General features: G+C 66.2%; 24 protein-coding genes and 1 tRNA gene. 13 read left to right on the top strand and 12 right to left on the bottom strand.

The window, feature by feature from the left end:
* Window positions 1-19: 19 nt before the first annotated feature.
* The gene (secG, locus tag BRX37_RS00700) at window positions 20-397 is read right to left on the bottom strand and encodes a preprotein translocase subunit SecG (protein WP_010337428.1); all 378 of its coding nucleotides are present in this window, start codon (window positions 395-397) and stop codon (window positions 20-22) included.
* 376 nt (window positions 398-773) lie between these two features.
* Window positions 774-1,517 carry a triose-phosphate isomerase gene (gene tpiA / locus BRX37_RS00705; RefSeq protein WP_004211255.1) on the bottom strand — a complete coding sequence of 248 codons (744 nt, stop codon included), beginning with the start codon at window positions 1,515-1,517 and terminating at the stop codon, window positions 774-776.
* 211 nt (window positions 1,518-1,728) lie between these two features.
* Here tpiA and BRX37_RS00710 point away from each other — a divergent pair, with 211 nt between their 5' ends.
* The 3 genes from BRX37_RS00710 (at window position 1,729) to BRX37_RS00720 (ending at window position 5,684) form a co-directional block, all read left to right on the top strand.
* Window positions 1,729-3,678 carry a peptidylprolyl isomerase gene (locus BRX37_RS00710; RefSeq protein WP_125985162.1) on the top strand — a complete coding sequence of 650 codons (1,950 nt, stop codon included), beginning with the start codon at window positions 1,729-1,731 and terminating at the stop codon, window positions 3,676-3,678.
* Between the two features lies 1 nt (window position 3,679).
* On the top strand, window positions 3,680-5,203 hold the full coding sequence (gene trpE / locus BRX37_RS00715; RefSeq protein ID WP_125985163.1) for an anthranilate synthase component I: 1,524 nt from the start codon (window positions 3,680-3,682) through the stop codon (window positions 5,201-5,203).
* A gap of 103 nt (window positions 5,204-5,306) precedes the next feature.
* A complete protein-coding gene (locus BRX37_RS00720; protein ID WP_125985164.1) occupies window positions 5,307-5,684 on the top strand; it encodes a hypothetical protein in 378 nt (125 codons plus the stop codon).
* Window positions 5,685-5,703: 19 nt separating this feature from the next.
* Here the strand turns inward: BRX37_RS00720 and BRX37_RS00725 are convergent, their stop codons facing one another.
* Genes BRX37_RS00725 through pobA form a run of 3 tightly spaced genes read right to left on the bottom strand, consistent with a single transcriptional unit; the run spans window position 5,704 to window position 8,444 of the window.
* Window positions 5,704-6,432 carry an extensin-like domain-containing protein gene (locus BRX37_RS00725; RefSeq protein WP_125985165.1) on the bottom strand — a complete coding sequence of 243 codons (729 nt, stop codon included), beginning with the start codon at window positions 6,430-6,432 and terminating at the stop codon, window positions 5,704-5,706.
* 3 nt (window positions 6,433-6,435) lie between these two features.
* Window positions 6,436-7,206, bottom strand: coding sequence for an NUDIX hydrolase (locus BRX37_RS00730; RefSeq protein WP_125985166.1), 771 nt, complete (start codon window positions 7,204-7,206; stop codon window positions 6,436-6,438).
* 56 nt (window positions 7,207-7,262) lie between these two features.
* A complete protein-coding gene (gene pobA / locus BRX37_RS00735) occupies window positions 7,263-8,444 on the bottom strand; it encodes a 4-hydroxybenzoate 3-monooxygenase (RefSeq protein ID WP_125985167.1) in 1,182 nt (393 codons plus the stop codon).
* A gap of 151 nt (window positions 8,445-8,595) precedes the next feature.
* On the opposite strand from pobA, the gene BRX37_RS00740 reads away from it, so the two are divergent.
* Entirely contained in the window at window positions 8,596-9,477 is an 882-nt protein-coding gene (locus BRX37_RS00740) for a helix-turn-helix domain-containing protein (RefSeq protein WP_125985168.1), read from the top strand.
* Between the two features lie 28 nt (window positions 9,478-9,505).
* Here BRX37_RS00740 and BRX37_RS00745 read toward each other — a convergent pair whose 3' ends face one another.
* The gene (locus BRX37_RS00745) at window positions 9,506-10,099 is read right to left on the bottom strand and encodes a TetR/AcrR family transcriptional regulator (RefSeq protein WP_125985169.1); all 594 of its coding nucleotides are present in this window, start codon (window positions 10,097-10,099) and stop codon (window positions 9,506-9,508) included.
* A gap of 50 nt (window positions 10,100-10,149) precedes the next feature.
* On the opposite strand from BRX37_RS00745, the gene BRX37_RS00750 reads away from it, so the two are divergent.
* The 6 genes from BRX37_RS00750 (at window position 10,150) to BRX37_RS00775 (ending at window position 15,569) form a co-directional block, all read left to right on the top strand.
* Window positions 10,150-10,995 (top strand): oxidoreductase, encoded by an 846-nt coding sequence (locus BRX37_RS00750; RefSeq protein ID WP_125985170.1) that lies wholly within the window; start codon window positions 10,150-10,152, stop codon window positions 10,993-10,995.
* Between the two features lie 36 nt (window positions 10,996-11,031).
* Window positions 11,032-11,517, top strand: coding sequence for a hypothetical protein (locus BRX37_RS00755; protein ID WP_125985171.1), 486 nt, complete (start codon window positions 11,032-11,034; stop codon window positions 11,515-11,517).
* Window positions 11,517-13,106, top strand: a complete 1,590-nt coding sequence (locus tag BRX37_RS00760) for an alpha/beta hydrolase-fold protein (protein WP_125985172.1) — start codon at window positions 11,517-11,519, stop codon at window positions 13,104-13,106. The genes BRX37_RS00755 and BRX37_RS00760 overlap by 1 nt, the downstream gene beginning before the upstream one ends.
* An 81-nt stretch (window positions 13,107-13,187) precedes the next feature.
* Window positions 13,188-13,940, top strand: coding sequence for a peroxide stress protein YaaA (gene yaaA / locus BRX37_RS00765; RefSeq protein WP_125985173.1), 753 nt, complete (start codon window positions 13,188-13,190; stop codon window positions 13,938-13,940).
* 78 nt (window positions 13,941-14,018) lie between these two features.
* Entirely contained in the window at window positions 14,019-14,579 is a 561-nt protein-coding gene (locus BRX37_RS00770) for a YkgJ family cysteine cluster protein (RefSeq protein ID WP_037491139.1), read from the top strand.
* A 93-nt stretch (window positions 14,580-14,672) separates the two neighbouring features.
* A complete protein-coding gene (locus tag BRX37_RS00775; RefSeq protein ID WP_125985174.1) occupies window positions 14,673-15,569 on the top strand; it encodes an aldo/keto reductase in 897 nt (298 codons plus the stop codon).
* Window positions 15,570-15,690: 121 nt separating this feature from the next.
* Here BRX37_RS00775 and BRX37_RS00780 read toward each other — a convergent pair.
* Window positions 15,691-15,766 (bottom strand) — tRNA-Ala (locus BRX37_RS00780).
* A 257-nt stretch (window positions 15,767-16,023) separates the two neighbouring features.
* Here BRX37_RS00780 and BRX37_RS00785 point away from each other — a divergent pair.
* Entirely contained in the window at window positions 16,024-16,947 is a 924-nt protein-coding gene (locus BRX37_RS00785; RefSeq protein ID WP_037517711.1) for a DUF2171 domain-containing protein, read from the top strand.
* Between the two features lie 46 nt (window positions 16,948-16,993).
* Here BRX37_RS00785 and BRX37_RS00790 read toward each other — a convergent pair whose 3' ends face one another.
* The 3 genes from BRX37_RS00790 to BRX37_RS00800 all read right to left on the bottom strand — a co-directional run bounded on the left by BRX37_RS00790 (window position 16,994) and on the right by BRX37_RS00800 (window position 20,180).
* On the bottom strand, window positions 16,994-17,827 hold the full coding sequence (locus tag BRX37_RS00790) for an HpcH/HpaI aldolase/citrate lyase family protein (protein WP_125985175.1): 834 nt from the start codon (window positions 17,825-17,827) through the stop codon (window positions 16,994-16,996).
* The gene (locus BRX37_RS00795; RefSeq protein WP_007704598.1) at window positions 17,824-18,276 is read right to left on the bottom strand and encodes a MaoC family dehydratase; all 453 of its coding nucleotides are present in this window, start codon (window positions 18,274-18,276) and stop codon (window positions 17,824-17,826) included. The genes BRX37_RS00790 and BRX37_RS00795 overlap by 4 nt, the downstream gene beginning before the upstream one ends.
* A gap of 62 nt (window positions 18,277-18,338) precedes the next feature.
* On the bottom strand, window positions 18,339-20,180 hold the full coding sequence (locus BRX37_RS00800) for an acetyl/propionyl/methylcrotonyl-CoA carboxylase subunit alpha (RefSeq protein ID WP_125985176.1): 1,842 nt from the start codon (window positions 20,178-20,180) through the stop codon (window positions 18,339-18,341).
* Here BRX37_RS00800 and BRX37_RS00805 point away from each other — a divergent pair.
* Window positions 20,179-20,691, top strand: a complete 513-nt coding sequence (locus BRX37_RS00805; protein ID WP_318276545.1) for a DUF559 domain-containing protein — start codon at window positions 20,179-20,181, stop codon at window positions 20,689-20,691. The genes BRX37_RS00800 and BRX37_RS00805 overlap by 2 nt on opposite strands.
* A 26-nt stretch (window positions 20,692-20,717) precedes the next feature.
* On the opposite strand, the gene BRX37_RS00810 is transcribed toward BRX37_RS00805, so the two are convergent.
* Window positions 20,718-22,319 carry a carboxyl transferase domain-containing protein gene (locus BRX37_RS00810; protein ID WP_125985177.1) on the bottom strand — a complete coding sequence of 534 codons (1,602 nt, stop codon included), beginning with the start codon at window positions 22,317-22,319 and terminating at the stop codon, window positions 20,718-20,720.
* Window positions 22,320-22,358: 39 nt separating this feature from the next.
* Here BRX37_RS00810 and BRX37_RS00815 point away from each other — a divergent pair, with 39 nt between their 5' ends.
* Window positions 22,359-22,697, top strand: a complete 339-nt coding sequence (locus BRX37_RS00815; RefSeq protein WP_069336771.1) for a DMT family protein — start codon at window positions 22,359-22,361, stop codon at window positions 22,695-22,697.
* Window position 22,698: 1 nt separating this feature from the next.
* On the opposite strand, the gene BRX37_RS00820 is transcribed toward BRX37_RS00815, so the two are convergent.
* Window positions 22,699-23,844 carry an isovaleryl-CoA dehydrogenase gene (locus tag BRX37_RS00820; RefSeq protein ID WP_004211231.1) on the bottom strand — a complete coding sequence of 382 codons (1,146 nt, stop codon included), beginning with the start codon at window positions 23,842-23,844 and terminating at the stop codon, window positions 22,699-22,701.
* Window positions 23,845-23,885 lie beyond the last annotated feature (41 nt).

Raw genomic sequence — 23,885 nt, forward strand, 5'->3', positions numbered from 1 at the left:
GCGATGAACGACGAAAAGGTCAGTTAGCGAGCGGAACTGCGCCGTTCGCTGCCGAACCATTGCCGGCGGCACTGGCCGCACCGGCCAGCGGGTCGGCGCTGCCGGTCGCGGGCGCCGGGGCCTGCGTGGCGGGGGCCGACTTGACCAGCGAGGTGTCGATGTCGCCGCCTGCATGACGGACCGAGGCGATGACCGCCAGGGTGATCGACAGCAGGACGAAGATGGTCGCCAGGATCGTGGTCGAACGCGTCAGGAAATCCGCCGCGCCGCGCGCCGACATCAGCCCGGCCGGGCTGCCACCGACGCCCAGACCGCCACCTTCCGACTTCTGCATCAGAATGACGGTGACCAGCAGGGCAGCGACGATCGCCTGCACGACGAGAAGGAAGGTGAACATGCGGGTTCTTTTCTGTCCAATGAAGGAATGCGTTAGCGCGCACATAGCGATGATGGGCCGCCGGGGCAACCGGCGAGCCTGTCGATATGAACGAAGGCATGGATGAGGGCGCGTGCGGAGGGTGCCGCGGCTGGCTTGCAATGGCCCATATAATCAAGTCTGGACAGTGAAAGAACCGTTCGGGCTGAGCGAAGTCGAAGCCCTCGGCCGAGCGGAGCGAGGCAATAGCTTCGCCTTCGCTCAGCAGCGCCCTTCGACTTCGCTCAGGGCGAACGGAGTGAAGATAGCCCGCCCCTTCAACGCACAGCCAGCACCGAGCCCGACTCGCATCAAGCCAGAATGCCCCCTCTTCCGTGCGAAGAGAGGGCGTTCGGCATCAGTCCGCGGCGGCGATCACCGGTTCGAACTTGGCGGCCGACAGGCTGGCGCCGCCGACCAGGCCGCCATCGACGTCCGGCAGGGCGATGATCTCGGCGGCATTGTCGCCGTTCATCGATCCGCCATAGAGGATGCGCATGGCGTCGGCCTGCTCCTGGCCGATCCGGCTCGCGAGCGCGGCGCGCAGGGTGGCGTGCATCGACTGGATCGCCTCCAGCGTCGGAATGCGGCCGGTGCCGATCGCCCAGATGGGTTCATAGGCGACGGCCAGCCAGTCGGCGCTTGCGCCTTCGGGCAGAGAGGCGAGCAACTGGGCGGTGACCACTTCGTCGGCATCGCCCGCATCGCGCACGGCGAGCGTTTCGCCGACGCACAGGATCACCTTCATGCCCGCGGCATGGGCGGCGACCGACTTGGCGGCGACATCGGCGTTGGTCTCGCCGCGCGTCTCGCGCCGTTCGCTATGGCCGGTGATGACCCAGGTCGCCCCCGCCTCGATCAGCATCTCGGCCGACAGCGAGCCGGTATAGGCGCCGCTCAATTCCATATGGCAGTTCTGGGCGCCGATGAAGGCTGCGCCCTTCAGCTGCGACCCGGCCATGATCAAAGTGGCCGGCAGGCAAAGCCCGACTTCCACCGCCGGATGCTGCGCGGCGAGCTTGCCGATCGCCTCCACCTCGTCGAGATGCGCGCGCATCCCGTTCATCTTCCAGTTGCCGACCACCAGCTTGCGCCTGCTCATCGGTCCAAGTCCCCTTGTGATTATTGCTGCACGTGCCCGCAGCGGGTCCCCACGGCATGCACCGCGTCTCCTGGTTCCGCTTTCAGGCAATCAAGCCGATGGACGGCGATGCAGCATTTGTCCAGACCGTCCGCCACGGCCGCACTTGCCGCCGGGTCGATCCGCCCCTAAAGCGGGCCGCCATATCGCCGCATAAAAACCGGACATTCTCATGCTCTCTGTCTTCCGCAGTTTCATCCGTTCCAAATTCGGCGCCTTTTTCGCGATCCTCTTTCTGGGGTTGATCGCGGCGGCGTTCATCCTGGGCGACATTTCCAGCGGCAAGTTCGGGACCGGCCTGGGCGGCGGCGACACCGTCGCCAAGGCCGGCGGTTCCAAGCTGCGCATGAGCGAACTGCAGGACCGCATCCAGCGCGTGTTCGAAAATGCGCGCCGCGAAAATCCCGGCATGCAGATCGGCGATTTCTTTGCCCAGGGTGGCGGCAAGCAGGTCTTTGACCAGCTGGTCGCGGCGCTGACGCTCAAGCAGTTCGCCAGCGATCAGGGCGTCCATATCAGCAAGCGGCTGGTCGATGCGCAGATCGCGCAGATCCCCGCCTTCCAGGACGCGGCCGGCAATTTCAGCCAGGATAATTTCCGCGCCCTGCTGCAGCGCGAGCGGATCAGCGAACAGTCGCTGCGCGACGATATCAGCCGTGAAATCCTGCAGCGCCAGCTGCTGGCCCCGGTCGGCCTGGGCGTGAAGCTGCCCGATAGCGTGGCGCTGCCCTATGCGTCGCTGCTGCTGGAAGAACGCCAGGGCACGATCGCCGCGATCCCGGCCGCCGCCTTCCTGGACGCCAAGGAGCCGACCGACGCGCAGGTCGCCGATTTCTACAAGAAGAATGCCGCGCGCTACACCATCCCGGAACAGCGCCGCATCCGCTATGCCGTGATCGACAGCGAGCGTTTCGCCCAGGCGGCCCAGCCGACCGAGGCGGAAATCACCGCCGCCTACAACCAGAACAAGGCGGCCTATGCCGCCAAGGAAAATCGCAGCGTCGAACAGCTGGTGCTGCCGACCCAGGCGGGCGCCAAGGCGATCGCCGACCAGGTGAAGGCCGGCAAGACGCTGGCCGCCGCGGCGCAGGGTGCGGGCCTTGCCGTGTCGACCCTGACCGATCAGAGCCGCGAGGCGCTGGCCGCCACCGCGTCCAAGTCGGTCGCCGACGCCGCCTTTGCCGCCAAGCAGGGCGAACTGGTCGGCCCGGTCCGTGGTTCGCTCGGCTGGATCGTGCTGCGCGTCACCGCGCTCAACAATGTCCCGGCCCGTGCGCTGGCTTCGGTGCGCGATGAGATCATCGCCACGCTGCGCACCCAGAAGGAAAAGCAGCTGCTGACCGACTTCACCGGCAAGATCGAGGATCAGATCGCCAATGGCGGCACCTTCGAGGAAGTCGCGAAGGATAATGGCCTGAAGCTGGAAACCTCGCCGCTGCTCGTGTCGAGCGGCAAGCAGGTCGAGGACGAGACCTATCAGCCCAACAGCGACCTGCAGCCGCTGCTGGCCCCCGTCTTCGCGATGAGCGCCGACGATGATGCCCAGCTGGTGCCGATCACCGCCGACAAGCGCTATGCGCTGGCCGCGCCGGGCGACATCGTCGCCCCCGCCCCGCCGCCGCTCGCCAAGATCAAGCCGCTGGTCGTGGCCCAGTATAAGCTGAGCCAGGGCTATGAGAAGGCGCAAAAGGTCGCCGAAGACATCCGCGCCAAGGTCGCCAAGGGCACCAAGCTCGCCGATGCGCTGGCCCAGGCCGGCGTCAAGCTGCCGGCGCCGCAGGTGGTGGGTGGCCGTCGCGCCGACCTGATGCGCGGTCAGCAGCGCCCGCCGGCGGAAATCGCCATCCTCTTCTCGATGGCCGCCAACAGCGTGAAAACCCTGCCGATCGGCCAGGATCGCGGCACTTTCGTGGTGCAATTGAACGCCATCAAGCGTGGCGACGCCGCCGGTCAGCCCGAATTGCTGAACCAGGTCCGCACCCAGCTGGGCGACGTCGTGGGCGAGGAATATGGCGCCCAGTTCGAGCGCGCGATCGAGAAGGACATGGGCGTGACCCGCAAGGCGAACGCCGTGGCCGAAGCCCAGAAGGCGCTGTCCGCCACCAATAGCGGCGAGCAGTAAGATGGTGGCGCAGGGGGGAATGGTGGACGGCACGGCCGTCGCTCGCGCCGCACTGGCACAGGGCTGTTCGGGTCTGGTGTGGCGGCGGCAGATCGCCGACACCGACACGCCGATCTCCGCTGCGCTCAAGCTGTTCGAGCCGGACCGCGGCGACTTCCTGCTGGAATCGGTCGAGGGCGGCGCGGTGCGTGGCCGCTACAGCCTGATCGGCCTCGCCCCCGACCTCGTCTATCGCGCCGAGGGGGCAAAGGGCGAGATCAACCGCCAATGGGCGACCGATCGCGACGCTTTCGTCCCGGCCGAACAGGATGCGTTGCAGGCGCTGCGCGCGCTGGTCGCTGAATGCCGCGCCGATCTGGACCCCGCCCTGCCGGCCGCGCTCGCCTGTCTGGTCGGCTATTTCGGCTATGAGACTGTGGGCCTGGTCGAAAAGCTGCCCCGCCCCGCCGCCAACGACATCGCCCTGCCGGACATGCTGTTCGTGCGGCCGACCGTCATCCTGGTGTTCGATCGCCTGGCCGACGCCCTGTTCCTGGTCGCCCCGGTATGGAAGGATCAGGCCGCCGACGCGGAAAAGGCGATCGCGCAGGCGCTGGAGCGGATCGACGCGACCGCCGCCCGCCTGGCCGCGCCGCTGCCGGCCGTGCCCGCCCCGGCCGACATTGCCGAGATCGACGTGACGCCGGTGCTGGAACCGGGCCGCTACGCGCAGATGGTCGACCGCGCCAAGGACTATATTGTCGCGGGCGACATCTTTCAGGTGGTGCTGGCGCAGCGCTTCACCAGCCCCTTCACCCTGCCGCCGATCGCGCTCTATCGCGCGCTGCGCCGGATCAACCCGTCGCCCTTCCTCTATTATCTCGACCTGCCCGGCTTTGCGCTGATCGGGTCCAGCCCGGAAATCCTGGTCCGCGCCCGCGATGGCGAAGTGACGATCCGGCCGATCGCCGGCACCCGCCCGCGCGGCAAGAATGCGGTGGAAGACGCCGCCAACCGCGCCAGCCTGCTCGACGATCCCAAGGAACGGGCCGAGCATCTGATGCTGCTGGATTTGGGCCGTAACGATGTCGGCCGCGTCGCCAGTGCCGGCAGCGTCACCGTGACGGAAAGCTATACGGTCGAATTCTACAGCCATGTGATGCACATCGTGTCGAACGTGGTCGGCCGTCTGGCGCCCGAAAAGGATGCGATCGACGCGCTGTTCGCGGGCTTCCCCGCCGGCACCGTGTCGGGCGCGCCCAAGGTCCGCGCCTGCGAGATCATCGCCGAACTGGAGCCGGAAACGCGCGGCGCCTATGCCGGCGGCGTCGGCTATTTCGGGCCGGACGGCAATATGGACAGCTGCATCGTGCTGCGCACCGCCGTGCTGAAGGATGGCGTGATGCACGTCCAGGCTGGCGCCGGCATCGTCGCCGATTCGACCGCCGAATATGAGCAGCGCGAATGCGAGGCCAAGAGCGGCGCCCTGCTCGCCGCCGCGCGCGAAGCCGTCAGCCTCGCCAAGCAAGCCGGCTACGGACAGTAAACCATTCTGACATAAGATCATTCGATAGGGTCATAACGAAGAAAAATATCATTCGAGGAGGATAGCCATACTCAAGCGGATCGGCATCGCAGCGCTGAGCATCGTGATATGGGTTGGTATCGGCGTAACCGGCGCTCACTTCTTCGGCGTGGATGGCTTTCTCCTGCTTTTCCTGATCTCCGTTCTTGGCATTGGTATCCTGTCAAAAATGCTTTCAATCACCAGAAAGCGCCGACAGGAAAAGATGTTGGCGATGATCGATGCCAGCAGCGAGCGTTCAGTCCGATTTGATGGAAGTCCGGAACAGGCAGCCCATGCCATGGACATCGGTATTTCGAAGGGCTGGATCGGAGAATATTTACCGTCCAGTGATGGTCGGAACATGAGCATATGCTTCACGGCCATTGAGAATGCGCAATCGCTACGCGCCTTTGTCGAGGCGTTGTTCGATGCCGGGCTAGCTGGGAAGGTTCAGCCTTAATTCAAGCCAACATGTGCCCCTAACGACAGGCCCGCCAGCCCGTCGCGCCGCGTTCCGCCTGGTCGAGGTGGAAATGGTCGCGATGGGCGGCATTATAGTCGGGCGAGAGCACGGTCGAGAACAGGTCGCAGGCGCCATCGCGCACGTCGCGCAGGAAGGTGGCGTCCTTGCCCCCTCCCTTCCAGTCGCCGACCACGCTGATCCGGTGGCCATCGGCCAGCACGAAGCCCGCGACATCGATCGCATCGGCCGTGGCATGTTCGCTGAAGTCCCCCTGGCTGCGGCCATACATGCGCCGGCAGCTATAGGAACCGAAATGGGTGATGGAGCGCACCGGCTGGCCGAACAGGCGCTGGGCAGCGGGCTGCACCACCTGCCATTCCCAGACGCGCAGGGCAGCGACCACCGGACAGGATGGCGCCACCCCGGCGGGTGACAATGTGATCATGCCCTTTTCCGCCTTCAGCCGGACCGCGTCGGCATAGCCGCACTGCCCTTCGCCCCCGCCCGGCTTCATCGCCGTATAGGCAATGCCGGCCCGGTCGAGCAGCGCCAGACATTGCGCCCGGTCGCCGGTCAGGACGGCAAGCTTGCGACCGGTGAACAGGCCGACCGGCTGGGACAGGTCCAGCCTGGTCCAGGGCAGATCCTGCGGCCGCTGGCGCAGCAGCGCGTATCCGACCCAGAGCAGGCCAAGGATGACAGCGACAATGACAAGGGCACGAAGGGTCAGATGAAGGCGGCGCATCCCCTAACCACGCCGGACCTGCCGCATTGGTTCCGACGTGACCGGATAGCCGAGGTGCGCCGGGATGCAGAGATGCGGCTCGCCGTCGCGCTCCTCGAACCAGGGGCGCACCTTTTCCACCGGGATGCTGCGGGCATGGGCGGCGAGCGCGTCGAAACTGTCATATTGCGCCAGCCGTTCCAGATTGCGGCGGGTCGGGAAGATGACATGCCCGTCGCCGCCATCGGCGCGGGCGATGGTCGCGGCGGCGCTGCTCCAGAACAGGCGGACATTCTCGGTCGCGTCGACGCTTGCCTCCTGCCCCAGTGGCGCGCGGGCGAGATAGAAGCGGGTGTCATAGACGCGGATCGCCTTTTCCCGTGCAGACGGGTGCCAGCGGGCGAACGGCACCAGCGTATCCAGCGCCAGGGCGATGCCGCGCGGCGCCAGAAGATCGCCGAGCGACGCCCCGCCGAGCAGGCCCGCGCGAATCGCCGACACGGTGGCGGCATCGACAGACCCCGCCAGACCGACGCCCAGGCCGCTTTCCTCGATCGTCTCGCGAATGGCCGCGATCCGCGCAGCGACCTCATCACTGGCCAGATCGCCGGACATACTGGCGGCCAGCGCCCGGTCGCTATCGTCGACGCCACCGCCCGGAAAGACCAGCGCACCAGCGGCAAAGGCCATGGTCGCGGCCCGTTCCATCATCAGCAGGTCAGGCGCGGCGCCCGGCCGGTCGCGCACGATCACGATCGTCGCTGCGGGGCGCCCCGCGTCATTCTCTTCGCTCATGCCCCGGTCTAGGCTGCATCCGGCGGGGCGGTAAAGCCCCGCCCCGGCCAGAGGCGTCAGGCAGCCATCAGCGGAAGGCCGACATAATTTTCCGCCAGCGTGCGCTGCGCCGCCTGCGACCCGCGAATATAGTCGATCTCGGCCGCCTGGATGCGGCGGGCAAAACCGTCCATGTCGGGGAAGCGGTGGGTGATCGAGGTGAACCACCAGGAAAAGCGCTCCGCCTTCCACACGCGCGCCAGAGCGCGGGCGGAATAGCCGTCCAGCCCGGCATCCGATCCGCCGCGATAATGGTCGACCAGCGCATCGCTCAGCATGATGACGTCCGACGCGGCGAGGTTGAGCCCCTTGGCGCCGGTCGGCGGCACGATATGGGCAGCATCGCCGGCCAGGAACAGCCGGCCCCAGCGCATCGGTTCCGACACGAAGGAGCGCAGCGGTGCGATCGACTTCTCGAAACTCGGCCCGCGGGTGACGCGCGATGCGGCGTCGGGGCCAAGGCGCAGGCAAAGCTCGTTCCAGAAACGATCGTCGGACCAGTCCTCGACCTGCTCGTCGAGGCCGCACTGGATATAATAGCGGCTGCGCGTGGGCGAGCGCATCGAGGCGAGCGCGAAGCCGCGCTCATGATTGGCGTAGATGAGTTCATGGTCGGCGGGTGGCACATCGGCCAATATGCCGAGCCAGCCGAACGGATAGACACGCTCGAACGTGCGCAGCACATGGGCGGGAATGCTGTTGCGGCTGACGCCATGATAGCCGTCGCAGCCGACGACATAGTCGCATTGCAATTCCTGCGCGACGCCATCCTGGCGCCAGCGGACCACCGGGTGATCGCCGTCCAGCCCCTCAAGCGTCACATCCTGCGCATTCCAGACGATCTCGACGCCGCGCTCCGGCGCTGCCTCGAACAGGTCGTGCATCACCTCCTGCTGGCCATAGACGGTGACGGCGCTGCCGCCGGTCAGCGCCGCCATGTCGATGCGGAACAGCGAACCGTCGAGCGAAATCTGGGTGCCGCCATGGACCAGCCCCTCGCGATCGAGCCGGTCGCCAAGGCCCAGCCGATGCATCAGGTCGGTCGTCACCTGTTCCAGCACGCCGGCACGCACCCGCCCCTCGACATAGGCCCGGTCGCGCCGTTCCAGCACGACGGCAGCAATGCCCTCCGCCGCGAGCAGATGGGCCAGGAACATGCCGGCCGGGCCGGCGCCGATAATGGCTATGCTGGTGCGCATTCGCATCCTCTCATGATCCGGGCGCGCTGACGGCGCCCCTGTTTGTCCGATGCGGCTACCCTATCCGCACGGCCGGCGATGGACATGGGCGCACCAGCCTATTAATTGGACAATTCATCAGCCTCAGCGCATCCCGACGGGACCATGCCCAATGTCGAAACAGTCCTTCCCGACCTTCTATCTTTATGGGGAGCCCCACAGGCTGGTGGCGGAGGGCTTCGTCCATGTCGAAACCCTGGACGATCGTTCACGTCCCAGCGAATGGACGATCAAACCGCATGCCCATAGCGAGCTGAGCCATATCTTCCTCATCACCTCGGGCGGCGGCGCGATGGAGGCGGATGGAGCGGAGCTACGCTTCGTCGCGCCCAGCTTCCTGCTGGTGCCGGCCACCGCCGTGCATGGCTTCAAATGGCTGGAGGAAACCGCCGGCTTCGTCATCACCATGGCGGACGCCTATCTGCAGGATCTGGGCCGCCATGGCCCGGAACTGACCGGCCTGTTCGAGCGGCCCGACGCGATCGAGATGAGCGCGGCGCAATTGCCGCCGGTCGAGCGGCTGGTGGCCGATCTGATGCGCGAACTCAGCTGGTCAGCGCCGGGCCACCGGGCGGCGGTCGATGCGGCGATGCTTTCGCTGCTGGTGACGGCACTGCGCCATCGCAGCGCCGCCGTCCATGCCGCCCCGCGCGCCGGACCGCATGCGTCGATCGTCGCGCGGCTGCGCGAACGGATCGAGCAGCGCTTCCGCCTGCGCGAACCGGTGTCGGTCCATGCCGCCGCGCTGGGCGTCAGCCAGACCGCGCTACGCGTCGCCTGCGCGCGGATGGCGGGACGATCGCCGACGCAGATGCTGGACCAGCGCACCCTGCTCGAAGCGCAACGGGCCTTGCTCTATTCCAACCTGTCGATTGCCGAGATCGGCTTTTCGATCGGCTTTGCCGACCCGGCCTATTTCAGCCGCTTCTTCCAGCGCAACATGGGCCTGTCCGCCCGCGCCTATCGCGAGGCCCAGCAGGGCGCGAACGGATAAGGCGCGCCGCCCGCTCTGGGCTTGGCGATCAGGCCTGCCTGGCTGCGCTGCCCAGCAAGGCGTTCGCCACGTCGCGGGCATTGGCGGCAAGTTCCTCGTCCGATAGCTCGCCCGCGGTCCAGAAGGACAGCACACCGCGAAAGCCGAAGGCCAGATGCCGTGCCAGGGCGGGCAGCGCCGTGTGTCCTTCAACCAGGCCTTCGCCAGCACCGATCGCCAGGGTCCACAGCGCGGTGGACTGCGCCAGCACTTCGCCATGGGTCGGCCCCGGCGTGCCGAGCCACCCCATCACCGCCCGGTTCACGCGCGGTTCTTCCAGCATCAGCTCGACCACCGTGGCGACCGCCAGCAGCACGCGCCGGCCGGCATCGTCGAGCCGCGGCTTGTCCGCGAAGCGTTGGGTCGCGGTGGCGATCCGCCGCGCCGACAGGGCGTGCATGATCGCGGCCTTGCTGCCGAACTGGTTGAACGGCGTGGCGAAACTGACGCCCGCTTCGGTCGCCAGATCGCGCATCGAAAATTCCGCCTTGCCGTCGCGCAGCAGGCGTTCGGCCGCGTCGATCACACGATTGCGCACGGGTTCACCACGCGAACCGGTCGAGGGGGGCTTGATGGACGTCATGTTGCTATCTATATCATGATATAGTTGATGTTCAAATCATGGAGTAGGCCATGTCGGCGCTGATCCCCAAGACTTTCCTGATTACCGGCGTCAGTTCCGGCCTGGGCCGGGCCTTTGCCGAGGGCGCGCTGGACGCCGGCCATGCCGTCGTCGGGACCGTGCGGAACCCCAAGGATGCCCAAGCCTTTGCGGCGCTCGCGCCCGGTCGGGCGCATCCGCTGTTGCTGGACGTGACGCATCTTGACGCGATTGCGGATGCCGTGGCGGACGCCGAGCGGCGCGCCGGGTCGGTCGACGTGCTGGTGAACAATGCGGGCTATGGTCATGAGGGCGTGCTGGAGGAATCGTCGATCGACGATCTGCAGCGCCAGTTCGCGGCCAATGTGTTCGGCCCGGTGGCAATGATGAAGGCGGTACTGCCCGGCATGCGCGAAAGGCGGCGCGGGCATATCGTCAACATCACCTCCATGGGCGGGTTCATCACCATGCCCGGCATCAGCTTCTATTGCGGCAGCAAGTTCGCGCTGGAGGGGATTTCCGAAGCGCTGGGCAAGGAAGTGGCGCCGTTCGGCATCCATGTGACGGCGCTGGCGCCCGGCCAGTTCCGCACCGACTGGGCCGGGCGGTCGATGGACCGCACGCCGCGCAGCATCGCCGACTATGACGCGGTCATGGACCCGATAAGGGCGGCGCGTCAGGCCAAGAGCGGGCAGCAGCCGGGTGATCCCGCGCGCGCGGCGCAGGCCTTGCTGGCGCTGGTGGAGGCGCCGGCACCGCCGACGCGCCTGTTCCTGGGCGACGATGCGCTGGGCCTGGTCGAAGGCAAGATGGCCGCCATGGAAGCAGAGATCGCGCAATGGCGCGCATTGTCCCGCTCCACCAGCTTTGCCGCATAAGCGCGGCGATCCCCCGCCAACAGAAAGACATAGACCATGTTTGGAATAACGCCTCTGGGCTGGGTCCATACGCTCGGCAGCCTGCCCGCCATTCCGCTGGCCGCCTTTATGTTCGCGCGCCATGGCCGGATCATGCCGCGAACGGCACCGGGCATCGCCTATCTCATCTTCATGCTGATCGGTGCCGGCACCGTGTTCCTGGTGGCGCATCAGCCCGTCAGCTACGGCATCGGCACGGTGACGATCCTGCTGCTGATCGCCGGCTATGGCGTGGACAATATCCGCTTTCTCGGGCGGGCGCGGCGCTATCTGGAGACGGTTTTTCTCAGTCTCACGGCGTTTCTGCTGATGGTGCCGACCGTGACCGAAATCCTGCGCCGCGTGCCGGATGGTCATCCTCTCGTCACCGACCTCAAGTCGCCCTTGCTGCTGGGATCGCAGGCGGCGCTTCTGGCGATGCTGATCCTGGGCCTTGCCGCCCAGTTGATTGCCCTGCGCCGGCAAAATGGCAGGATATCCTGATGACTAATGCAATGGCCCGCTTGCTTGCACTTCCCCTGTCTGGGCTGGCGCTGATCGGCGCTGCGGCACCCGAAACGCGTTTCGATATCAGCCTGCCGGCTGCGCTGGGCGACGACGCATCGGGACGGTTGCTGCTCTTTGCGGCACCGCTGAGCGCCGACAATGGCAAGAGCGAGGATATCGACATCTATGGCCCCGACGACGCCCGCATCTTCGTGGCGGGCCGCGATGTCGCCAGTTTCGGGCCTGATCGCACGATCAGCATCGATGCCGGGGAAGGCGCGTTTCCCAAGGGATTGGCGGGACTGGCGCCGGGGGACTATCGGGTGCAGGTCGTGCTCGATCGCGACGGTGATTATAATTATGGCGGGCGGGGGCCGGGCGACCTGGTCTCGAAGGTGGTGACGTTGCGCCTGACGCTAGGCGCCAGGCCATCGATTGCGCTGGATCACAAATGGCCGCCGGCGCCCGCGCAGTTCGACGTCACCGGCCTGCCGCCGCGCGCCGCCGAGCAGATCACTGCGTCGCGCCCGCATCTGCACGACGAACAGGTCGTATCGAAAGTACTGACCCGCTTTCGCGGCACGCCGCAGAGTGTCGCCGCCTGGGTGCTGACCCCGCCGGGCTATGATCCCCATGGCCGCGTCACCTATCCCACGGTCTATACGGCCGGTGCGTTCGGCACCAATCACCGGGTGGACGGGCAGCAATTGTCGCGCATCTGGCACCTGATGGAAACAAAGGCCATTCCGCCGATGATCTGGGTGACGCTGGACTTCGCCTCGCCCACCGGCACGACCGAATTTGCCGACAGCGTCAATAATGGTCCCTGGGGCGAAGCGCTGACGCGCGAGATCATCCCGGCGCTCGAAAGCCGCTATCGGATGGATGCCATGCCCTCGGGCCGCTTCCTGACCGGCCATAGTTCGGGCGGCTGGTTCGCGCTCTGGGCGATGGTGCGCTATCCCGCCTTCTTCGGTGGAAGCTGGGCCTCGTCACCCGATCCAGTGGATTTCCGGCACTTCATCGGGGTCGACCTCTATCAGCCGGGCGCGAACATGTATCACGATGCCCAGGGCGTGGCCCGTCCGCTGGAGCGCGCCCATGGCGCGGTGAAGACGACGATCGCGCAGGCAGCGGGGATCGAGACGGTGCTGGGCCGGGACGGCGGCCAGTTGCGATCCTTCGACTGGACCTTCTCGCCGCGCCGCGCGGACGGGACGCCGGCGCCGCTCTTCGATCGGGTGACGGGCGCAGTCGATGCGCAGGTCGCGGCCTATTGGCGGGACAATTATGATATCGGCCACCGGATCGAGACCCAATGGCCACGCCTGCGCCATGATCTGGAGGGCAAGGTCCATGTCGTGGTCGGGACCGCCGATTCCTATTATCTCGACGGCGCCGTCCATGATCTGGAGGCCGCGTTCCGCAAGGTGGGTGGACGGGCAGAGTTCATCTATGTCCCCGGCGCGTCGCACAGCATCAACGAAGTCTATGCACGGGACGGCGATCGCAACGCCTATTACCGGGAAATGGCGCAGGCCATGTATGCGGTGGCGCGGCCATCAGGGGCCACAGGCGGCCGCTGAAGCGAAATCTGCTGGCGGGCGGGAGGGTGTAAGGCGCGCTCCGGTTTGACGCCCGGACGAGGCGCGGCTACCGCGCGGGGCATGATCGTTCTGCTCTCTCCCGCCAAGACGCTCGACTTCGAGCGCGCGCTGCCGCCCCTTGCCGTTACCACGCCGCATTTCGCCGAGGAAGCGCGCGGGCTCGCCAAGTCGGCCGCCAATCTTTCGCAGAAACGGCTGGCGGAACTGATGCATATCTCGCCGCGTCTGGCCAAGCTCAATGCCGACCGGTTCCGGGACTTTGCCGACCTGCCCGAACGGCAGGCGCTCTATGCCTTTGCCGGCGACGTCTATTCCGGTTTCGAAGTGGACACGCTGGACGAGGCGGCGGTGGCCTTTGCGCAGGATCATGTGCGCATGCTGTCCGGCCTTTACGGGCTGCTGCGTCCGCTGGATGCGATCCGTCCCTATCGGCTGGAAATGGGCACGCGCTGGGCACCGCGGCACAAGAAGCTGACCGACTGGTGGGGCGATCGCATCGCCGCGCTGCTGCGCGCGCAGGCCGCGGAAGAGGGGTCGGGCGTCGTCCTCAACCTGGCCAGCCAGGAATATTTCGCGGCGGTGGAGAACAGGCTGGACGGCCTGCGCGTGATCCATGTCGATTTTCGCGAGCGGGGGCCGAACGGCCCGCGCTTCGTGAGCTTCAACGCGAAGCGGGCACGCGGCATGATGGCGCGCTGGATGTGCGAACATCATGTCGCCGATGTCGAGGCCATGCAGGGGTTCGACAGCGACGGATATCGCTTCGATCCGGCCGAGAGCGACGCCGACCATTGGCGCTTCATGCGCGCCTGACCGGCGCAGGGCATCTGCCGCGAGGCGGCGCGCATGATGCCGCTTGCATTCCCGACAAGGCCAAGGCACCCCGCCCGGATGCACATGGATACAGATCTGGAAACCGCTCTGCTGGGCCCTGTCATCCCTGACCGGTCCTGCGGCGATTGCACCATGTGCTGCACCATTCTGACCGTCGACACGCCCGATTTCAAGAAAGCGGCGGGCGCGCCCTGCGCGCATCTGGGCGAGCAGGGATGCAGCATCCATGCGGTGCGCCCGCATATCTGCCGGACATGGTTTTGCGCATGGCGCCGGGTCCAGGCCATGCCCGATGAAGCCCGTCCGGACCGGTCCGGCATCCTGGCGTCGATCGATTTCGTCCGCGAACCGCGCAACTGCTTCGAAGGCGTATCGATCATGGTTCGCATGCTGCCCGGCAGCGCTGCGATCGAGAATGGCATGGCCGGCGCGATCCTCGACAGTCTTTGCGATCAGCTGGTGCCCGTCTGGTTCAGCGACGGATCGCGGAAGATGTTGATGCACCCCGACAATGAGGTCGCGGCCCTCGTCCTGTCGGGGGATGCGGCCCCCGCCCACCTGCGCGCCGAAGTCGCCGCCTGGCGCGCGCGTTACATGAGCTTTTCATCCAGGGCGTGACACCGGCCCCGGCAAGCGCCGGTCGCCCGGCCGGTCATGTGGGACGCGGATGGCCCCTACCGCCGGCACATCGCTTGTGCCATTGATCGATCCATGACGACGCTGCGCCTCTCCGCCGAACCACGTCCGCTCGGCAAGAGCGGCATTTCCGTCTTTCCGATCGCCTGGGGCATGTGGCGCCTGGCCGGCGAGGATATCGCCGAGGCCCGCGCCAGGGTGGAGGCGGCACTGGACGCCGGCATCACCCTGCTCGACACGGCGGACATCTATGGCTGCGACACACCCGCCGGTTTCGGATCGGCCGAAACGCTGTTCGGCCAGATATTGGCGGACGCCCCTGAACTGCGGCACCGCATGATCATCGCCACCAAGGGCGGCATCCGGCCGGGCATCCCCTATAATAGCGGCGCAGACTATCTTGCCGAGGCCATCGATGCGTCCTTGACGCGAATGGGCATCGACCGGGTCGATCTCTACCAGATCCATCGCCGCGATTTCCTGACCCATCCGCAGGAAGTCGCCGCCAGCCTGACCCGCATGGTCGAAGCCGGCAAGGTGCGCGCGATCGGCGTGTCCAACTATGCGATTCATGAACTCGACGCGCTCCAGACCTTTCTCGACCTGCCGATCGTCAGCACCCAGCCTGAATTTTCCGCGCTGCGCACGGCGCCGCTCCATGACGGCACGCTCGATCAGGCGATGGCGCGCGACATGGCGGTTCTGGCCTGGTCGCCGCTGGGTGGTGGTCGCCTCGCCAAGGCGCTGCACCCGGCCGCTGTGATGCTTGCAGATCAGGGCGAGCGCTATGGCGTCGATATCACCGCCGCCGCCCTGTCCTGGATCATGGCGCATCCCGCGCGCCCGATTCCCATTGTCGGCAGCCAGTCTGCTGCCCGCATTGCCCGCAGCATCGATGCCTTCAAGGTCGAATGGACCCGCGCCGAATGGTATGCGGTACTCGAAGCGTCGATGGGAGAAAGGCTGCCCTGATCCGCCGGTGCAGGATCGCGATCTTGCCATGCTGTCCGATGATCATGGGGTGCGCCGGCCGGTGGCGTCCGGTCCGCACAGCCAATGCCACACGGAACAGTTCGTTCATTTCGAAGGGAAATGGTGGAGCCTAGGGGGATCGAACCCCTGACCTCGTCATTGCGAACGACGCGCTCTCCCAGCTGAGCTAAGGCCCCAAAGGTGGGCTGCCTATAGGCGAGGGATTTTCGCCTTGCAACGGTCTTTTGCGCAAAAAATAACGGCCTTTCCTGATCTCGATCAAGCGCACCGGAAATCGGCCCTTTCCGCCTTCGGCAGGGCGGTTGAAAGGCGCGACGTTACCCGCCCGTAACGCCCGGAACGATGGGCCGCGCCACCCATTGATGGCCTGTCGGTGCAACACGCACGCACCACCGGAGGGCGCGATCCTCCGACAAGCACAAGGAGACGGACCATGGGTTATCAAGGCGGACGCCGCTATGGCGGCGATGATCGCTATTCGACCGACTGGGATCGCGGCAACGACCGTTACAATGATCGGTACAGGGCGCCACGCGACGAGCGCGCCTATCGATACGGCATGCGCGGCCAGTTCAGCGGGCCGGGTGCCCGCCCCTACCCCCAGGGCTATGACCCCGACGAGCGCGGCTTCTTCGACCGGGCGGGCGACGAGATTCGCAGCTGGTTCGGCGATGACGAGGCGGAGCGCCGCCGCGAATATGACGAATATTATAACCGCCCCTATGGCGACCCGCGCGACCAGTCGAGCCGGCTTGGCTATGCCTCGGCCGCACGCAGCGACTATCTGCCCGGCCGTGGCTTTGCCCCCTATACCGGGGAGCGCAGCGGCTATGGCAGCGAGGACCATGGCTATCGCAACCGCGCCTTCGGGCCGCAGCAGGACTATGGCGCGCATCATGACAGCAACTATTATAGCTGGCGCCAGCAGCGGATCGACGAACTGGACCGCGACTATGCCGAATATCAGCGCGAACATCGCGATCGCTTCAACAGCGAGTTCGGTACATGGCGCACCCGTCGCGGCGAGCAGCGCCAGGCGGTGACGCAGGTGCGCGAGCATATGGAAGTGGTCGGCAGCGATGGCGAACATGTCGGCACCGTCGACAAGCTGCGCGGCGACCGCATCATCCTGACCAAGAGCGACAGCGATGCCGGCGGTGTCCACCACTCCATCCCCTCCTCCTGGATCAAGTCGGTCGATGCGACCAAGGTGACGCTGGAAAAGAGCGCGGACGAAGCGCAGCACGCCTGGCGCATCGAGCGCGAACAGCAGGCGCTGTTCGGCGATCGCGACGATACCCGCGGCACCTATGGCGCCGGATCGTCGACCAATTATGAAAAGAGCCGTTACCGCTAAATCGGGACGGTGAAATGAGAGGCCCGGCCGCGATGCCGGGCCTTTTTCATATGGCGGCCAGCACGCGCTGGGCCTGCACCAGATGCGGGCGATCGATCATCTTGCCGTCCAGCTTCAACACCCCGGCACCCGGATTGGCGGCAAAGGCATCGACCACCGCGCGGGCATGATCGACCTCCGCCGGGGTCGGAGTAAAGCCGGCATTGATCGCCGCGACCTGAACCGGATGGATCGCCATCATGCCGGTAAAGCCGTCGCGCCGCGCCCGGCCGACATAGGCGGCCAGATCATCCATCGCGTCGATCCGCGGGAAGACCGTGTCGATCGCCGCGACACCGGCGGCATGGGCCGCGAACAGGGTCAGGCTGCGCGCCATCTCGATCGGCGCGGTATAGCGGCCATCGGCCTCCCGCGCGCTGGTAGCGCCGATCGAGGCGGGCAGATCCTCCGCGCCCCAGGTGAGGCCGGCCAGCCGATCACGCACGCCGCGATAGCTGCCAAGCTCGAACAGGGCGGCGGGCGTTTCCGTGGCGATGGGCAGGATCGGCGGCAGCCGCCCTGCCCCGGCCAGTTCCTCCAGCGCCAGGATGCTGGCCGCCCCTTCCGCCTTGGGCAGCATGATGCCGTCGGGCGCCGCCGGCAGGATGATGGCCAGATCGTCGGCGGTCTGCCCGCCCTCCAGCGGATTGACCCGGACGAAGGCGGTGCAATTGCGCGCCTCCGCCAGCCAGCCGGCGATCGCATCACGGGCATAGCCCTTGCGCTCGGGCGCGACCGAATCCTCCAGGTCGAGGATGATCGCATCCGCGCCGCTCGCCGCCGCCTTGTCGAACCGTTCGGGGCGATCGCCCGGCACAAAGAGCAGCGAGCGGAGTTTCATGCAGACCTCTTCTTGAGCAACGCCATGCGCAGGCACTGGCAGACAATCTCGTCCCGCTGGTTGAGCAGGCGATGGGTGAAGGTGACGATGCCGGCCTCGGGGCGCGAGCGGCTTTCCTTGAGGTCTGTGACCTCGGTCTCGCAGCGCAGTGTGTCGCCGATGAACACCGGCTTGGGCATGACCAGCTTGTCATAGCCCAGGTTCGCGACCAGCGTGCCCATGGTGGTGTCGCCCACCGAAAGGCCGATCATCAGCGCGAAGCTGAAGGTGCCGTTGACCAGGATCTGGCCGAATTCCGAGGCCTTGGCCGCCTCGGCGTCCAGATGCAGCGGCTGGGGATTATGGGTCATGGTGGTGAACAGCAGATTGTCGGTCTCGGTCACCGTGCGGCGCAATTCATGCGCGATCCGGTCGCCCACCTGCCATTCGTCAAAATGCCTGCCCGCCATGTATCGCCCTCTATACAAATATGCACGATAGTGCAATTATCATTCCATGAAGCCGGATCGGCTCAACCTTCGCCATGATCGATCCGGGCCAGCAATACGCCTTCGCTCACCTGCCCGCCCTCGGCCGCGTTGAGTTCGGCAACCACGCCGTCGAACGGCGCGACCAGGCTATGCTCCATCTTCATCGCTTCGAGCGTCAGCAGCTTCTGTCTCTTGGTCACCGTCTGTCCGGCCGTCACCGCCACGGCAATGATGCGGCCGGGCATGGGCGACAGGATCGCGCCGTCAGATGCCGCGCCACCGGCGCCACCGGCGACGCGCCAGGGCGTCATTTCCCAGACCTGCCCGCCCTCGGCAATCAGCACATCCTCCAACGGCCGGGCGTCGCCCAGACGCGGATCATAGCGCACGGCATGGGGATGGCCGTTCAGCAGGAAACTCGCCTCCGCCCGGACCCGCGCATTGAGGCGGAAGCCCGCCAGCGCCCCGCCCGGCGTCAGCGCCGCTGCCGCATCGGCCAGTGCCGCATCGGACGGATCGGCCGGCGGCAACAGCGCATCGCCCTCCCGCGCAATCAGGCCGGTGTCGAGCCGGGCCGCCGCGAAATCCGCATTCTCCAGCGCCTTGACCAGAAAGCCCGCATTGGTGCGCAGCGGCCAGATCACCGTATCATCAAGCGCCGCCGCCAGCCGCAGCCGCGCCGCGTCGCGCGTGTCGCCATGGGCGATGACCTTGGCGATCATCGGGTCATGATAGGGCGAAATGGCCGCCCCTTCCTCGACGCCGGTATCGATGCGCGCACCGCCGCCCAGTTCGAACGTATCGAGCGTACCGATCGAAGGCAGGAAGCCCTTGGCCGGATCCTCGGCATAGAGGCGCGCTTCCATCGCCCAGCCATTGATCGACAGCTGATCCTGCGTCCGCGGTAGCGGTTCACCCGACGCGACCCGCAACTGCCATTCGACCAGATCCTGGCCGGTAATCTCCTCGGTCACGGGATGTTCGACCTGAAGCCGGGTGTTCATTTCCATGAACCAGATGCGATCGGCGCACAGCCCATCCGAGCCATCGGCGATGAACTCGATCGTGCCGGCGCCGACATAGTCGACCGCCTTGGCCGCATTGACCGCCGCCTGACACACGGCCGCGCGGGTCGCTTCATCCATGCCCGGCGCGGGTGCTTCCTCGATCACCTTCTGGTGGCGGCGCTGGAGCGAACAGTCGCGCTCGAACAGATGGACGACATGGCCATGCTTGTCGCCAAACACCTGCACCTCGATATGGCGCGGATTGGTGATCCATTTTTCCAGCAGCACCTGATCGTTGCCGAAGCTGGACGCCGCCTCGCGCCGGCAGGACAGCAAGGCGTCGGCGAAGTCGGCCGCGGCATCGACCTTGCGCATCCCCTTGCCGCCGCCACCGGCCACCGCCTTGATGAGGACAGGATAGCCTATCGCGTCCGCCTCCGCCGCCAGCCGCTCGGGCGACTGGTCTTCGCCCAGATAGCCCGGCGTGGTGGGCACGCCGGCATCCTGCATCAGTGTCTTGGCCGCGTCTTTCAGACCCATGGCGGTGATGGAGGACGGGTTGGGGCCGACCCAGATCAGCCCCGCATCGATCACCGCCTGCGCAAATTCGGCATTTTCCGACAGGAAGCCATAGCCGGGGTGAATCGCCTGCGCCCCTGTCGCTTTCGCTGTCGCGATGATGCGCTCGCCGACCAGATAGGATTCGCGCACCGGCGATGGGCCGATATGCACAGCCTCATCCGCTTCGCGCACATGCAGCGCGTCGGCGTCGGCATCGGAATAGACCGCGATCGTGCGGATACCCAGCCGCCGCGCGGTGCGGATGATGCGACAGGCAATTTCGCCCCGATTGGCGATGAGGAGGGATTCAAGCATGGACATCTCCGGTTATTCCTCCCCGAGCTTGTCTCGGGGAGGGGGACCAAGCGAAGCATGGTGGAGGGGTAATGGTGCGATGCTGAGAGACCGGGCGCCCAAGGCAGGAAAGCGCGCGACGCGAACGGCGCGGCAGTTGCGGCGAACGATGTCCCTGCCCGAAATATTGATCTGGCAAGCGTTGCGGCAGCGACCGGGCGGACTGAAATTTCGTCGCCAGCATCCAAGCGGCGCCTATATCCTCGACTACTATTGCATCGACGCCCGCCTGGCGATCGAGATCGATGGAAGCGGGCATGATGATGGCGCAAGACTGCGCCATGACGCTGCGCGCGATGCATGGTTCGCGGCGGCGGGGATCGCTACGCTGCGTATCGCGGCGCGCGATGTGCTGAATGACCTCGATGCCGTCATGACGGGGATCGTCGCGGAGGCGCACGCGCGCCTGCCCCTCCACCACCCGGCTGCGCCGGGCGGTCCCCCTCCCCGAGACAAGCTCAGGGAGGAATGAGAGGGGCAGCATCGCCTCCACCCCGATCACATCCGGAACACACCGAACTGGGCGCGTTCCTCCACCGGCGCGTTCAAGGCGGCGGCGAAGGCCAACCCCAGCACATCCCGTGTCTGGGCCGGGTCGATCACGCCATCGTCCCACAGGCGCGAAGTCGCGAAATAGGGATTACCTTCATCCTCATATTTCTGGCGCACCGGCGCCTTGAAGGCTTCGGCCTCTTCCGGCGTCCATTTGGCGCCGTCGCGGTGGACGGTCGCCAGCACGCTCGCCGCCTGCTCGCCACCCATCACGCTGATGCGGGCATTGGGCCAGGTGAAGAGGAAGCGCGGCTGATAGGCGCGGCCACACATGCCATAATTGCCCGCGCCGAAGCTGCCGCCGATCAGCACGGTGATCTTGGGCACCTGCGCCGTGGCCACCGCCGTCACCAGCTTGGCGCCATGCTTTGCGATCCCTTCCGCCTCATATTTGCCACCGACCATGAAGCCGGAAATATTCTGGAGGAAGAGCAAGGGTACGCGCCGCTGGCAGGCCAGTTCGATGAAATGGGCGCCCTTCTGCGCGCTTTCGCTGAACAGCACGCCGTTGTTCGCCAGGATCGCCACCGGCATGCCCCAGATATGGGCGAAGCCGCAGACGAGCGTGGTGCCGTAGAGCGGCTTGAACTCGTGAAATTCGCTACCATCGACGATCCGCGCAATCACTTCGCGCACATCATAGGGCGCGCGCACATCCTGGGGGATGATGCCATAGAGATCGGCCGGATCGAACTTGGGCGGACGCGGGTCGCGCAGGTTGAGGTCGCTCTGGCGGTCGGGCTGCAGGGTCGAGACGATGTCGCGCACGATCGACAGCGCATGCTCGTCATTGTCCGCGACATGATCGACCACGCCGGACTTGCGGCCATGCAGGTCGCCGCCGCCCAGATCCTCGGCGCTGATGACCTCGCCCGTCGCCGCCTGCACCAGCGGCGGGCCGGCGAGGAAGATGGTGCCCTGGTTGCGGACGATCACCGTCTCGTCCGACATGGCCGGGACATAGGCGCCACCGGCGGTGCAGCTGCCCATGACGCAGGCGATCTGCGGAATGCCGCGCGCCGACAGGTTCGCCTGATTATAGAAGATGCGGCCGAAATGGTCGCGGTCGGGGAAGACCTCCGCCTGGTTGGGCAGGTTGGCGCCGCCACTGTCGACCAGATAGACGCAGGGCAGCCGGTTTTCGAGCGCGATTTCCTGCGCACGCAAATGCTTCTTCACCGTGACGGGATAGTAAGTGCCGCCCTTCACCGTGGCGTCGTTGCAGGCGATCATCACCTGCCGCCCCGACACCCGGCCGATGCCGGCGATCATGCCGGCGCCCGGCACCTCGTCGCCATATTGGCCATTGGCGGCGAGCTGGCCAATCTCCAGGAAAGGCGAGCCGGGATCGAGCAGCCGTTCGACGCGATCACGCGGCAGCAGCTTGCCGCGCCCGGTGTGCTTGTCGCGCGCCGCCGGCGATCCGCCCAACGCCGCGTCGGCAACCTTGCTGCGCAATTCCTCCGCCAGCGCACGATTATGCGCGGCATTGGCACGGAAGCTTTCGCCATCGGGCGACAGCTTGCTGTCCAATACGGGTGCGCTCATGCCCTCGCCTTCCCGGCGTCCGCGTGCCACAGAGCAGATATGCCCACCATCATTCTCCTCATCCTCTCCAACCTGTTCATGACCACCGCCTGGTACTGGCACCTCAGGGGCGGCATGAACAAACCGCTGATGCTGGTCATCCTGATCAGCTGGGCGATTGCCTTCGTCGAATATTGCCTGGCGGTGCCCGCCAACCGCATCGGCTTTGCCCATGGCTGGTCCGCCGGACAACTCAAGATCGCGCAGGAAGCCATCGCCCTCGTGATCTTCGGCATCTTCATGGTGACGGTGCTGGGCGAACCGCTCCACTGGCGCCACGCGGCGGCCTTTGCCTGCATTATGGCGGCGGTCGGCTTCCTGTTCGTGGGGCGGAGCTGAATCACGCCCCAATTAATTCCCGGCCAATCAGCATCCGGCGGATCTCGTTGGTGCCGGCGCCGATATCGAGCAGCTTGGCGTCGCGCATATAGCGTTCGACCGGCCAGTCCCTAGTATAGCCCGCGCCGCCCAGCGCCTGCACCGCTTCCAGCGCGACCTTCATCGCATTCTCGCTGGCCAGCAGGATGGCGCCGGCCGCATCGAAACGCGTGGTCTTGCCTGCGTCGCAGGCACGCGCCACGGCATAGACATAGGCGCGCGCGCTGTTGAGCGCGACATACATGTCGGCGACCTTGGCCTGCATCAGCTGGAACGCGCCGATGGGCTTTCCGAACTGCCTGCGCTCGCGAACATAGGGCAGCACCGTGTCGAGACAGGCCTGCATGATGCCGAGCTGGATGCCGGCGAGCACGGTGCGCTCATAGTCGAGGCCCGACATCAGCACGCCCGCGCCGCCGTTGAGCGGCCCCATGATATTCTCTTCGGGCACTTCGCAATCGTCGAACACCAGTTCGGCGGTCGGACTGCCGCGCATGCCGACCTTGTCGATCTTCTGGCCGATCGAGAAGCCGGCAAAGCCCTTCTCGATCAGGAAGGTCGTGATGCCCTTGGAGCCCTCGCCGGTCTTGGCATAGACGACCAGCGTGTCCGCCTCGGTCGCGTTGGTGATCCAGAATTTGGTGCCGTTGAGGACGTAGCGATCACCCTTCTTCTCGGCCTTCAGCTTCATCGACACGACATCGGACCCGGCGCCGGCCTCCGACATGGCAAGGCTGCCGACATGCTCGCCGGAAATCAGCTTGGGCAGATAGCGCGCCTTCTGCGCGTCATTGCCCCAGCGGCGGATCTGGTTGACGCAGAGGTTTGAGTGCGCGCCATAGCTGAGACCTATGGAGGCGGAGGCTCGTGCCACTTCCTCCTGCGCCACCACATGCTCCAGATAGCCCAGGCCCAGGCCGCCATCCGCCTCGTCCACGGTGATGCCGTGCAGGCCAAGCGCGCCCATGGCGGGCCACAGGTCGCGGGGGAACCAGTCCTTGGCGTCGATCTCAGCCGCCAGCGGGGCGATATGATCGGCGGCAAAACGGGCGGTGCTTTCGCGGATCATGTCCGCATGCTCGCCCAGGGCGAAATCGAAGTCGGTCATTGGCATCTCTCCTGCGCCGCACCCTAGTCCTGAACGCGGCA

The sequence above is a fragment of the Sphingomonas sp. S-NIH.Pt3_0716 genome (assembly GCF_003950715.1).
In the GTDB taxonomy this organism is placed as follows: Bacteria; Pseudomonadota; Alphaproteobacteria; order Sphingomonadales; family Sphingomonadaceae; genus Sphingobium; species Sphingobium yanoikuyae_A.

Coding starts and splice junctions, on each gene's coding strand:
- secG (WP_010337428.1), bottom strand. CDS start 397: ATGTTCACCTTCCTTCTCGTCGTGCAGGCGATCGTCGCTGCCCTGCTG.
- tpiA (WP_004211255.1), bottom strand. CDS start 1,517: ATGAGCAGGCGCAAGCTGGTGGTCGGCAACTGGAAGATGAACGGGATG.
- BRX37_RS00710 (WP_125985162.1), top strand. CDS start 1,729: ATGCTCTCTGTCTTCCGCAGTTTCATCCGTTCCAAATTCGGCGCCTTT.
- trpE (WP_125985163.1), top strand. CDS start 3,680: ATGGTGGCGCAGGGGGGAATGGTGGACGGCACGGCCGTCGCTCGCGCC.
- BRX37_RS00725 (WP_125985165.1), bottom strand. CDS start 6,432: ATGCGCCGCCTTCATCTGACCCTTCGTGCCCTTGTCATTGTCGCTGTC.
- BRX37_RS00730 (WP_125985166.1), bottom strand. CDS start 7,206: ATGAGCGAAGAGAATGACGCGGGGCGCCCCGCAGCGACGATCGTGATC.
- pobA (WP_125985167.1), bottom strand. CDS start 8,444: ATGCGCACCAGCATAGCCATTATCGGCGCCGGCCCGGCCGGCATGTTC.
- BRX37_RS00740 (WP_125985168.1), top strand. CDS start 8,596: ATGTCGAAACAGTCCTTCCCGACCTTCTATCTTTATGGGGAGCCCCAC.
- BRX37_RS00745 (WP_125985169.1), bottom strand. CDS start 10,099: ATGACGTCCATCAAGCCCCCCTCGACCGGTTCGCGTGGTGAACCCGTG.
- BRX37_RS00750 (WP_125985170.1), top strand. CDS start 10,150: ATGTCGGCGCTGATCCCCAAGACTTTCCTGATTACCGGCGTCAGTTCC.
- BRX37_RS00755 (WP_125985171.1), top strand. CDS start 11,032: ATGTTTGGAATAACGCCTCTGGGCTGGGTCCATACGCTCGGCAGCCTG.
- BRX37_RS00760 (WP_125985172.1), top strand. CDS start 11,517: ATGACTAATGCAATGGCCCGCTTGCTTGCACTTCCCCTGTCTGGGCTG.
- yaaA (WP_125985173.1), top strand. CDS start 13,188: ATGATCGTTCTGCTCTCTCCCGCCAAGACGCTCGACTTCGAGCGCGCG.
- BRX37_RS00770 (WP_037491139.1), top strand. CDS start 14,019: ATGCACATGGATACAGATCTGGAAACCGCTCTGCTGGGCCCTGTCATC.
- BRX37_RS00775 (WP_125985174.1), top strand. CDS start 14,673: ATGACGACGCTGCGCCTCTCCGCCGAACCACGTCCGCTCGGCAAGAGC.
- BRX37_RS00785 (WP_037517711.1), top strand. CDS start 16,024: ATGGGTTATCAAGGCGGACGCCGCTATGGCGGCGATGATCGCTATTCG.
- BRX37_RS00790 (WP_125985175.1), bottom strand. CDS start 17,827: ATGAAACTCCGCTCGCTGCTCTTTGTGCCGGGCGATCGCCCCGAACGG.
- BRX37_RS00795 (WP_007704598.1), bottom strand. CDS start 18,276: ATGGCGGGCAGGCATTTTGACGAATGGCAGGTGGGCGACCGGATCGCG.
- BRX37_RS00805 (WP_318276545.1), top strand. CDS start 20,179: ATGGACATCTCCGGTTATTCCTCCCCGAGCTTGTCTCGGGGAGGGGGA.
- BRX37_RS00800 (WP_125985176.1), bottom strand. CDS start 20,180: ATGCTTGAATCCCTCCTCATCGCCAATCGGGGCGAAATTGCCTGTCGC.
- BRX37_RS00810 (WP_125985177.1), bottom strand. CDS start 22,319: ATGAGCGCACCCGTATTGGACAGCAAGCTGTCGCCCGATGGCGAAAGC.
- BRX37_RS00815 (WP_069336771.1), top strand. CDS start 22,359: ATGCCCACCATCATTCTCCTCATCCTCTCCAACCTGTTCATGACCACC.
- BRX37_RS00820 (WP_004211231.1), bottom strand. CDS start 23,844: ATGACCGACTTCGATTTCGCCCTGGGCGAGCATGCGGACATGATCCGC.